This window comes from Leyella stercorea (assembly GCF_021531355.1).
GTDB lineage: Bacteria > Bacteroidota > Bacteroidia > Bacteroidales > Bacteroidaceae > Prevotella.
The window spans coordinates 1-9,351 of sequence record NZ_JADYTS010000095.1 but is presented as its reverse complement, the minus strand read 5'-3'; the positions used below and the strand labels follow the sequence as shown (position 1 = coordinate 9,351).

Below are 9,351 nucleotides of genomic sequence, written 5' to 3'. Positions count from 1 at the left end.
ATTATTCATGGCACAAAGGTATAAATTTTCTATAGAATCAAAGCGTCTTCCCCCTAGTTTATCGGGTGAGCCGAAAGAATACACATCTTTACCAAACGACTATCCAGTATGTGAGCATAGCAACTGCCCTATGGCAACTACCTGCTTACATCAAACAGCATACTCCACCCTAATGGAGCGTGAAGAGTATCTACAACTTATTAATCCAAACAAATGTAGCAAAAATGAGTTGTGCATCTACTATCGTAACAGCAAGCCGGTAATCTACGCCCGTGGATTTACCAATTTCCAAAAGCATATGTTCCCCGAGCAGTACAGCCGTTTTATGTCAATATGCATCAACCATTGGAGTCGTAATCCGTACTTTGAGCGACGACGTGGCACCCGAGCTCTTCCACCCCATGAGCAAGACTTTATCCTCAATACTCTGAAAAAAGTAGGAGTAACCGAAGAAATGAAGTTCGACAACTATGAAGAGAACATCAATTGGTATGACTAAGCCCAGTACTTTCGTCAAGTACTGGAGTAATCCAGTCAAAGTACTACAGTAATCTTTATAAAGTACTGTAGTAATCTTGCTAAAGTACTATAGGTGACGCACTAGTTACATATTGATAATGGCACTTCATCGCCATCACTTAATTGTATTTGGGCAAGAGTTGTATCCTGGGGCTACAGATAAAGAATACAATAAACAATCCTATACTTCACATCAATAAAAAAGAATAATTTCACTTCGTTCTTCTCTTAATTTGCACTATCTTTGCAATTATGAAGAAGAGATTATTCCTACACGGATTCTTCGCCACTGGCAGTTGTCCGATAGCGAGAGCGCTGAAAGAGGCGTTTGAGGGGACGGCGGTGGCGCTGACTCCCGACCTCCCTTTGCACCCCAAGGAGGCACTGAAGGAGATTCACTCCATCATCGACCGTGAGCAGCCCGACTTGCTTCTGGGCAACAGCTGCGGCTCTTTCCTCGCTCAGCTGTGGCTCAGGTGGTTGGCATCCCTGCCCTGCTCGGCAATCCGTATTTCATAATGACAGAGTTTCTGAAGGAGCGTATTGGCGAGCATGAATACATTACATAGTTGCCTCACATACTATCTCCTTGCCATCAATACAGTTACATTCTTCGTGTACGGCATTGACAAGTATAAGGCCAAGAAAGCCAAGTGGCGCATTCCAGAAGTTACGCTTTTGTTGCTGGCTGTACTTGGAGGAAGCATCGGAGCATGGATGGGAATGAAAGTCTGGCACCATAAAACGATGCACAAGAAATTCAAATACGGCATTCCTGCCATTCTGCTGATACTGGTTGCGCTGATGGCGTATTTGCACATGAATCTTTGAAAATAAAAAGTTTGAAGAAAAATATGTCTATGACTATTGATACAACTAACCTCTGTTCACCTCCTCAAAAGAAGTTGTTTGAACCAGAGGGAGTATATTATCCTATCTGGCAAGCCATACAGGACGATGAGGAGTTGACTGCCGTGGTTCGCTCACGACAGCTTCATATTTATCGTAACGGCAAGAAGATTCTCATTCTCGCTGGCAAGACTCAGCCGAAGATTATCAGAGAGGATAAACTGAATGAATTGATAACAAAAGAACATAAATGATTAAGAAAGAAGAAGTTATATCTTTTACCTGGCAGCATATTCTGCTGCTCGCATCGCTCTATGTAATGACTTTCGGAGTCGCTGCATGTGTGCGGAGTCAGTTAGGTTCAAGCGTTATTTCCACCATCCCTTATGTGATGGCTTCGGCAGGAAAGATGCTTGACTACATCCCAAGATGGACTATCGGCGGCTACACCATCATGATGAACGCAATCTTCGTGGTGCTGCAGATTCTGATTCTGAGAAGAAACTTCGAGTGGGTGCAACTCTTCCAGCTCGCAATCGGCTTTATTTTCGGAATGCTCATAGACCTCAACATGGTGCTTACCGAGTGGATGGTTTCAGAAAACATTCTGGTCAATGCCCTTGTGCAGATTGCCGGTTGCACCATCCTCGGTTTCGGAATAGCCATGGAGGTAAAATGCGGCTCCGTAACCATGCCTGGCGAGGGCATTTCCATTGCCATTCACAAGGTTACCGGCTGGCCTTTCCCTAAAGCCAAGATTCGTGTGGACATCACGCTCGTGGTCTTAGCCGTCATGTTCTGCTTCCTGCTTCTCGGTTCATGGAAATGGGAGATTGTGGGCATCGGAACACTCTTCGCAATGGTCTATGTAGGCGTTACGGTTCGTCTATTCAACAAACATCTTGCATGGTTCGACCGCCTGCTCCACTATCGCCTGGGATTTCGCAGATATGTTTACGGTCTTGCCCGATACATAAGAAGACAGATATAAACATCGGGAAAGGAAATAAAATAAGTAAATATTCACATTTATCTTTATATATGAACGGCAATCTGTAGGAGGGTATGGCATCCCTGCCATACCCACTCTGCCATGATTGTACAGGCAATTTAGTGGGTATGGCAAGGATGCCATACCCTCCTACTATATGTAAAGATAATTTTGAACTGTTACTTAATATAAAAAAACATACATAATGAAAGAGATACTGGATTTCCTTCGCGATTTGGAGAAGAACAACAATCGCAAATGGTTTAGCACTAATAAAGAACGATACCAAGAGGTATTAAAGAAATGGAACGCATTATGCGAAAGCCTCATTACAGAAATAGGACGCTTTGACAAAGACATCGCCCCGCTGACAATCAAAGACTGTACGTATCGCATTTACCGCGACACAAGATTCAGCAAGGACAAGTCACCGTACAAAACCCATTTCGGCGTATTCCTGGCAAAAGGGGGCAAGAAGTCTATGCATGCAGGGTATTATTTCCATATCGGAGCCGGCAACAGCTCGGAATATCCACACGCCCACATGCTTGCTTCAGGCAACTATTGCTACGACAATAAGGCTATCAAAATATTGCATGAAGATATTAGTGACGAATGGGAAACTTTCAGCACAAGCATCTTGGGAAAGGTCAACAGCCTCTTTTCTCCTGACATGGAAGGAGCATTAAAGCGTGTGCCAAGAGAATACGACCCCAATGCACCCTATGCCGACTGGATGCGAATGAAGAGTTTCTGTCTGACTGCCGAAACGGATGACAACTTCCTGCTTGAAGAAAATCTTGCCCAGCGTGTGGCAGAACTATTCAAGACCACCAAACCTTTTATAGATTATATAAACCGTGCCGTTGACTACGTGAAAGAAGAGATGGAAGGGTGATATTTCAAAAGAGCAATAATCCACAATAACAAATAATATTGTTCTCATTTTTTTCGTATCTTTGCATTATCTTTGTCTCGGAGTTCTAAATTAGAACTATAACACACCCATAAAGTATAATAATTCTTACAAAAAATAAATGGAAAATAGAATCACAACAATGGAGCAAGGAATGCAGCGACGCACCGAATTGCTCCTGGGAAAGGATAATCTTGAGAGAATACAGTCGGTACGAGTGCTCATCTTCGGTATCGGAGGCGTAGGATCATGGTGCGCCGAGGGACTGATAAGAAGCGGCATACGCAACATCACCATCGTGGACAGCGACCGAGTGTGCGTTACCAACTGCAACCGACAGCTGATGGCAACAAGCCGCACCATAGGCGAGGTGAAGGTAGATGCGCTGCACAATCGCCTGTTGGAAATCAACCCTGACGCCAACATCACAGCCTATCAGAAAATCTACGAGGCAGAAACAGCCGACGAGTTCCACATGGAAGACTACGACTACATCATCGACGCCATCGACTCGCTGAAGGATAAAGCCGACCTCATACTCCGTGCCACCGCCCTACCCAACCACATCACCTTCATATCCTCCATGGGTGCAGCCCTCCGACGCGACCCCTTCATGATCAGGAAAGCAGAGTTTTGGAAAGTAAAAGGCGACCCGTTAGCACGAGCCTTGCGCAAGAAGTTCAAGCATAACAAGACAGCTCCAAGTCGCAAGTTCCAATGCGTCTATAGCGAGGAAAAGCCTATGGAGAATCTGGGCGTGAACAAAGCCTGCGGCACCGGTGGTTGCCTATGTCCTAAGGCGAAGCTGCTCAGCGGAGAGCGAGGGACAGATACAGCCGTCTATGATGCTCCTGGCGACCAGCGACTCGTCGAACACGAATGGTGCACGTCAAAAGCACAAATCAACGGTTCACTCTGCCACATCACCGCCTCATTCGGTATGGCAATAGCAGGAATCGTGATCAACGACATCATCGATCGTCAAGACGGTACCCCCTTAAAAACAACTGAAACTAAAACGCTTTGAAGTAATGTAAAATCATATAAAAGATATAATACGATGATTTACGACAAATAAAGCATAAAGTAAAAGTAACGGTGATAGACAAAAAATCTATCACCACTATTAAGTTGGCGTTATTTCTCTATAGCAGTTACCCCTAAATCTACCGCATGACAGATTTGCATTGCTACTCCATCAGGCATCTATTCGAAACCATGACGCTGATAGAATGTGGCATTGCAACTCTCTTCGGACATCACGTTGATATAGAAATAAAAGCGATAATGCTCCTTTGCATGCCCTACTAATTGGGAGGCGATACCTTGATGCTGATAATCGGGAGAAACCAGAAGATAATGCAGGAAGGCTGTCATGCCACCATCATCCAATCCTCGGACCAACCCCACCAGCCGATCTCCGTCCCACGCCGTAAGCACATAGGAAGAATGCAGAAGAGCCTGATAAAGCTGCTCCGGATACTTGCCCGATACTCAATGAATGGATAGGAAAAGTTCCTCTATCTGCCCCTGCGTAAACTTTCTCTCTGCAGTATAAGTGATATTCTTGTTCTGCATCATACTTTATCTTTTAGTTTTGATTATCTTTTTGATTTATCTATCTTTTGCTTCGTTTTTAAATTCCTTGGGCATCTTGCCCGTCATTCGCTTGAAGAACTTCACGAAGTAAGACGGATCCTCAAAGCCTAGCTGGAATGCCACTTCCTTGATACTAAGCGTAGAATGCAGAATCTGCCGCTTAGCTTCAAGTACGATTCGCTCATTGATGATCTTCAGAGGCGAACGATGGGCACTCTGACTGACATACTTCGTCAGGGTGCGAGCCGAGATATTGAGCAGATCGGCATAATCCTGTACCGTATGAACCCGATGGAAGTTCTGTTCAAGAAGTTGGCGGAATCTGACAAAGGTTCTGTTGGCGATACACGACACATAGAGTTTCTGCATTTCCATTCTTTCGCCACTTCGATGTATCCTGATAAGATACAGGCGCAGAAGATTCTGCATATAGTCTCTGTGAGCGAAGGCACCCGTCAGAGAATACTCCCGGTTCATCTCATTTACCAGCAGCATCAGCCTGTCAGCCTCCTCGCTCGTTATCTTACAATAAGGTAAGGAATCGTAGGCATTGAAAACATCATACTTCATGAAAATACTCTCACTCGACTCCTCATCCGCCATAAAACTGGCATTGAAGTGGATGATGACACCCTCATAATCGTTCGCTCCATCGAAAGCATGCACCTGTCCAGGAGCCACGAAGAAGATAGTATCATCTGAAACCGGATAATCTATGAAATCAACGTGATGCACCCATGCCCCCTGCGAAACCAGATAATCTGATAGAACTCATGGATATGAGGTGTCAGAGCACCCGGATTCTCCATAAAGAATCGGGGCATAAACTGGAGTTCCAGCTCAAGTCCGGAATGTTCATTCTCTGTTATCGAATATGATTTAACATCTTCTTTCTTCATAAAATCAGCTTCAAAAAAATAGTAAATACCGTCATTTCGGTGGTGAAATTACTCAAACTTTTTCACTTAACAAAACATCGTGCGCATATTAACCATTCTTTTATAGGAATGTACAGCTGTATTTTGCACAACTATTCCTAATTTTGCCATCGCAATACAAAAAAGCAGTAGCATTATAAACAATTTAAAACAAGTAAAAAATGGAAAAAGTAAATGCTTATCTTCAGATTACGATGAAGATCAAAGAGAATGATCGCCCAAGTGCGGCAAAGGTTTATTTCGATTATCGCGAACCATTTCTGCAGACTATCGATGGTGCGTTGACCAAGAATCTGCTAGTACGTGACGAAGATGTTCAGGTGCTTCATGGTTTCGACAGCAAGGAACACGCTGCAGCTTATCTGGAGTCGGAGATGTTCAAGGAGGATGTAGCCAAGGGACTTTCTCCTTACTTCCAGGCTGACCCAGAGATCCGCATCTTTACTGTTGCGGGCTAATTACTAACACAGGGAAAAAATCCTGCATGAACGAACAGACATTCGCCATGCCGGAATACCACCAAGTTATTCCATTGCCCAACAAATATGTATCAATGTAGAGAAAATGTAGTCACAACACTATAATCAGACTTTATGTTATTTTATATTTCATACTCTTTACAAGAGTAATCCATTTCAGAATATAGTTTGTATCTTTGCAGTTGAAAGCAAAACAAGAGATTTAACCGACGGAGTAGCGAGAGCCATCAAGCTCGCTTTGAATGGCCAAGTCATGAAGAAGAAATGTGGAACCAAGATTAGAGTATGAAGAAGATATTATTCCTACACGGATTCTTCGCCACGGGCAGTTGTCCGATGGCGAAAGCCTTGAAAGAGGCGTTTGAGAAGACGGCGGTGGTGCTGACTCCAGACCTTCCCTTGCACCCCAAGGAGGCACTGAAGGAGATTCGCTCCATCATCGACCGGGAGCAGCCCGACTTGCTCTTGGGCAACAGCTGCGGCTCTTTCCTCGCCCAGATGCTGGCTCCGGTGGTGGGCATTCCTGCCCTGCTCGGCAATCCGTATTTCATGATGACGGAGTTTCTGAAGGAGCGAATCGGAGAGCATGAATACAAGGCGCCGAGAAGGGACGGAAACCAGCGGCTGGTGATTGACGAGGCGCTGATTGAGGAGTTTGCCGAGCTGGAAGCCGTGCAGTTTGACCATTGCAACCCATATTATAAGGATCGTGTGTGGGGACTTTTTGGTGAGCAGGACACCCTGGCTCACTTCTCCCCTCTCTTCCTGGAGCATTACAATCAAGCCTTCCATTTCCCTGGCGGTCATACGCCTACTGAGCAGGAGGTAAAGACATGGTACGCTCCCCTTGCCCAGGAAATGATGGCTACGCTTGATCCTTTCTTGACATAAAAAAATGAACAGAATAATATGAAGAAAATATTTATCATGAGCATCATTACTATGCTATCAAGCCTGTTTTCTTGTCAGGCGCAAAATAAAGGCTATAAGAGTCTGTCGGTAAATGACTATGAGAAAGCCATTGCTGACACCACAGTAATCCGTCTCGACGTACGAACCGCTGAGGAGTTTGCCGATGGACATATTCGTGACGCAATCAACATCGACGTACTGAAATCAGACTTCGAGCAGAAGGCCATCGCCACTCTTTCCAAGAGCAAGACTATCGCCGTGAACTGCCGAAGCGGCAAGCGAAGCAAGAATGCAGCAGCTATATTGGCAAAGAACGGCTATCAGGTAATAGAACTCGATTCCGGCTTTAATGGCTGGCAGGCAGCAGGAAAAGAAATCGTAAAGAAATAAATTCTGCAACTATGCAACTGATAGAAACACTCGTCTTTGATTATGGAGGTGTTATCGTGAATATTGATGATGCCTCTGTTGTGAAAGCCATGGAGAGCCTGGGCGTTACGGCGTTCAAGCGGCTAATCCATGTCCGCAAGATCAAGAGACTGATGCACCAATATATCAATGGTCTGGTGGCGGAAGCAGAAACTTTGCAGGAGATGCTGAGCCTTTGCCGTAAAGGAACCACAACCGAGGATATTGAAAAAGTGCTCGAAGAGCTGTGCGGCAACCTGCCCGTGGAAAGACTGGAGGCATTGGTGAAGCTTCGGAAGCGGTACAAGGTCTATCTGCTCAGCAACATCAACGACACTCTTTGGCAGAAGTCGGTCAGTCTGATGAAGCAGCTGGGATATTCCACAGACGAGTTATTTGATGAAGTGTTCCTATCATACGCCATGCGGAAAGAGAAGCCATCCGTCGAAATCTATGAAGAGATGACGCAGCAGACAGGATTGAATCCTGCCACCACCCTCTATTTCGATGACCGTGCCGAGAATGCCGAAGCAGGCAGAAACTTCGGTTTCCAGAGCGTACCGGTAAAGACCAATCATCTGGAAGAACATCAGGAATGGCAAGAAATTATCAAGAATATAGTATGATATTATAGGTATGAATACATTACACAGTTGCCTCGCCTACTATCTCCTTGCCATCAATGCAGTTGCATTCATCATGTACGGCATTGATAAATACAAGGCGAAGAAAGCCAAGTGGTGCATTTCGGAAGCCACGCTTTTGTTGCTGGCTGTACTTGGAGGAAGCCTCGGGGCATGGATGGGAATGAAAGTCTGGCACCATAAGACGATGCACAAGAAATTCAAATACGGCATTCCTGCCATTCTGCTGATACAGATTGCGCTGATGGCGTATTTACACATGAAATAATAACAATATAAAGAACGAAGCGTATGAATTTTCCAGAAATATATTCAGCAACAGGTATGATGGAGCTGATTCAGAAAATCGGCTTCCTCCCTCTTCTTGATAGTGGAATTGAAGGCTTCTCTGCCGAAGACATCGTGGCCGAAGACTGCGGTTATGTAAGACTTCCTGAAGGCGGTTGGGACTGGCCGCTATGGAAATGGAAGGGCGAAATCGTTCAGGAAATACCATGTATGTACGGAAAGTTCTTTAAGAAGAAAGCGGGATTCATCAGCCAGGAATGGTGGCCGGACTTCTGTAACTACAGAAGAAGCAAATACCCCCGTCCGGATGAAGACTCGATAGAAGGAGCCATTCTCTGCACGCTTCAATCATCGGGCAGTCTCATCACAAGAGAACTTCGGGCTGCTTGTGGTTTCACCGGAAAGGGAATGAGAAGCAAATTTGACGGTTATCTCACCCGACTGGAAATGGCAACTTACATCGTGACCGAGGATTTCATCTATCCTCGTGACAAGCACAATCATGAATATGGCTGGGGATGGTCGCTGCTCAATACTCCCGAAGATCTCTATGGCAGGGAGGCTTGCCAATGCAATCGCACTCCCGAAGAATCTTATCAGAGGATTTTCGAGCATCTGAAAGAAATTCTGCCTGATGCTTCGGATAAACAGATTATTAAATTAATTGGATAAAAATGAGAAAGGAATCAAGAGCAATGGATAGCCAATGGGCATTGGAAGTAATGCACAAGGCTCCATATATAGGGAGTGTCGTTAAATATTAAGATTATTTACAACTATCTAATCCTCAATGTGATAGAAATTTTGT

At 44.9% G+C, this 9,351-nt stretch carries 14 protein-coding genes and 2 pseudogenes; 13 read left to right on the top strand and 3 right to left on the bottom strand.

Annotated elements, in window-relative coordinates; all coding sequences use genetic code 11:
* The 7 genes and pseudogenes from I6E38_RS13475 to I6E38_RS13445 form a co-directional block, all read left to right on the top strand.
* On the top strand, nt 1–499 hold a 499-nt coding region (locus I6E38_RS13475; protein ID WP_235394484.1), incomplete at its 5' end, for a DUF6078 family protein.
* A gap of 272 nt (nt 500–771) precedes the next feature.
* Nucleotides 772–1,079 (top strand): annotated as a pseudogene (locus I6E38_RS13470) (YqiA/YcfP family alpha/beta fold hydrolase); the annotation flags it as partial.
* On the top strand, nt 1,072–1,350 hold the full coding sequence (locus tag I6E38_RS13465) for a DUF1294 domain-containing protein (protein ID WP_235394483.1): 279 nt from the start codon (nt 1,072–1,074) through the stop codon (nt 1,348–1,350). The pseudogene I6E38_RS13470 and the gene I6E38_RS13465, both read left to right, overlap by 8 nt.
* A gap of 29 nt (nt 1,351–1,379) precedes the next feature.
* Entirely contained in the window at nt 1,380–1,622 is a 243-nt protein-coding gene (locus tag I6E38_RS13460) for a hypothetical protein (protein WP_235394482.1), read from the top strand.
* Nucleotides 1,619–2,359, top strand: a complete 741-nt coding sequence (locus I6E38_RS13455; RefSeq protein WP_235394481.1) for a YczE/YyaS/YitT family protein — start codon at nt 1,619–1,621, stop codon at nt 2,357–2,359. The genes I6E38_RS13460 and I6E38_RS13455 overlap by 4 nt, the downstream gene beginning before the upstream one ends.
* A gap of 205 nt (nt 2,360–2,564) precedes the next feature.
* Nucleotides 2,565–3,257 (top strand): DUF2461 domain-containing protein, encoded by a 693-nt coding sequence (locus tag I6E38_RS13450; protein WP_235394480.1) that lies wholly within the window; start codon nt 2,565–2,567, stop codon nt 3,255–3,257.
* A 139-nt stretch (nt 3,258–3,396) separates the two neighbouring features.
* A complete protein-coding gene (locus I6E38_RS13445) occupies nt 3,397–4,302 on the top strand; it encodes a tRNA threonylcarbamoyladenosine dehydratase (RefSeq protein WP_235394479.1) in 906 nt (301 codons plus the stop codon).
* 179 nt (nt 4,303–4,481) lie between these two features.
* On the opposite strand, the pseudogene I6E38_RS13440 reads toward I6E38_RS13445, so the two are convergent.
* The 3 genes and pseudogenes from I6E38_RS13440 to I6E38_RS13430 all read right to left on the bottom strand — a co-directional run.
* Nucleotides 4,482–4,742 (bottom strand): annotated as a pseudogene (locus I6E38_RS13440) (GNAT family N-acetyltransferase); the annotation flags it as partial.
* Between the two features lie 147 nt (nt 4,743–4,889).
* Nucleotides 4,890–5,609, bottom strand: a complete 720-nt coding sequence (locus I6E38_RS15485) for a helix-turn-helix domain-containing protein (RefSeq protein WP_235394477.1) — start codon at nt 5,607–5,609, stop codon at nt 4,890–4,892.
* Nucleotides 5,588–5,773, bottom strand: coding sequence for a hypothetical protein (locus tag I6E38_RS13430; protein ID WP_235394476.1), 186 nt, complete (start codon nt 5,771–5,773; stop codon nt 5,588–5,590). The genes I6E38_RS15485 and I6E38_RS13430 overlap by 22 nt, the downstream gene beginning before the upstream one ends.
* 200 nt (nt 5,774–5,973) lie before the next feature.
* On the opposite strand from I6E38_RS13430, the gene I6E38_RS13425 reads away from it, so the two are divergent.
* The 6 genes from I6E38_RS13425 to I6E38_RS13400 all read left to right on the top strand — a co-directional run bounded on the left by I6E38_RS13425 (nt 5,974) and on the right by I6E38_RS13400 (nt 9,215).
* Entirely contained in the window at nt 5,974–6,270 is a 297-nt protein-coding gene (locus I6E38_RS13425) for a hypothetical protein (protein ID WP_235394475.1), read from the top strand.
* Between the two features lie 306 nt (nt 6,271–6,576).
* Complete coding sequence (locus I6E38_RS13420) at nt 6,577–7,182, top strand: YqiA/YcfP family alpha/beta fold hydrolase (RefSeq protein ID WP_235394474.1); 606 nt, start codon at nt 6,577–6,579, stop codon at nt 7,180–7,182.
* 18 nt (nt 7,183–7,200) lie between these two features.
* Nucleotides 7,201–7,593, top strand: coding sequence for a rhodanese-like domain-containing protein (locus I6E38_RS13415; RefSeq protein WP_235394473.1), 393 nt, complete (start codon nt 7,201–7,203; stop codon nt 7,591–7,593).
* Nucleotides 7,594–7,604: 11 nt separating this feature from the next.
* On the top strand, nt 7,605–8,237 hold the full coding sequence (locus I6E38_RS13410; protein ID WP_235394472.1) for an HAD-IA family hydrolase: 633 nt from the start codon (nt 7,605–7,607) through the stop codon (nt 8,235–8,237).
* Between the two features lie 10 nt (nt 8,238–8,247).
* Nucleotides 8,248–8,523, top strand: a complete 276-nt coding sequence (locus I6E38_RS13405) for a DUF1294 domain-containing protein (RefSeq protein ID WP_235394471.1) — start codon at nt 8,248–8,250, stop codon at nt 8,521–8,523.
* A 23-nt stretch (nt 8,524–8,546) separates the two neighbouring features.
* Nucleotides 8,547–9,215, top strand: coding sequence for an AlkZ-related protein (locus I6E38_RS13400; RefSeq protein WP_235394470.1), 669 nt, complete (start codon nt 8,547–8,549; stop codon nt 9,213–9,215).
* Nucleotides 9,216–9,351 lie beyond the last annotated feature (136 nt).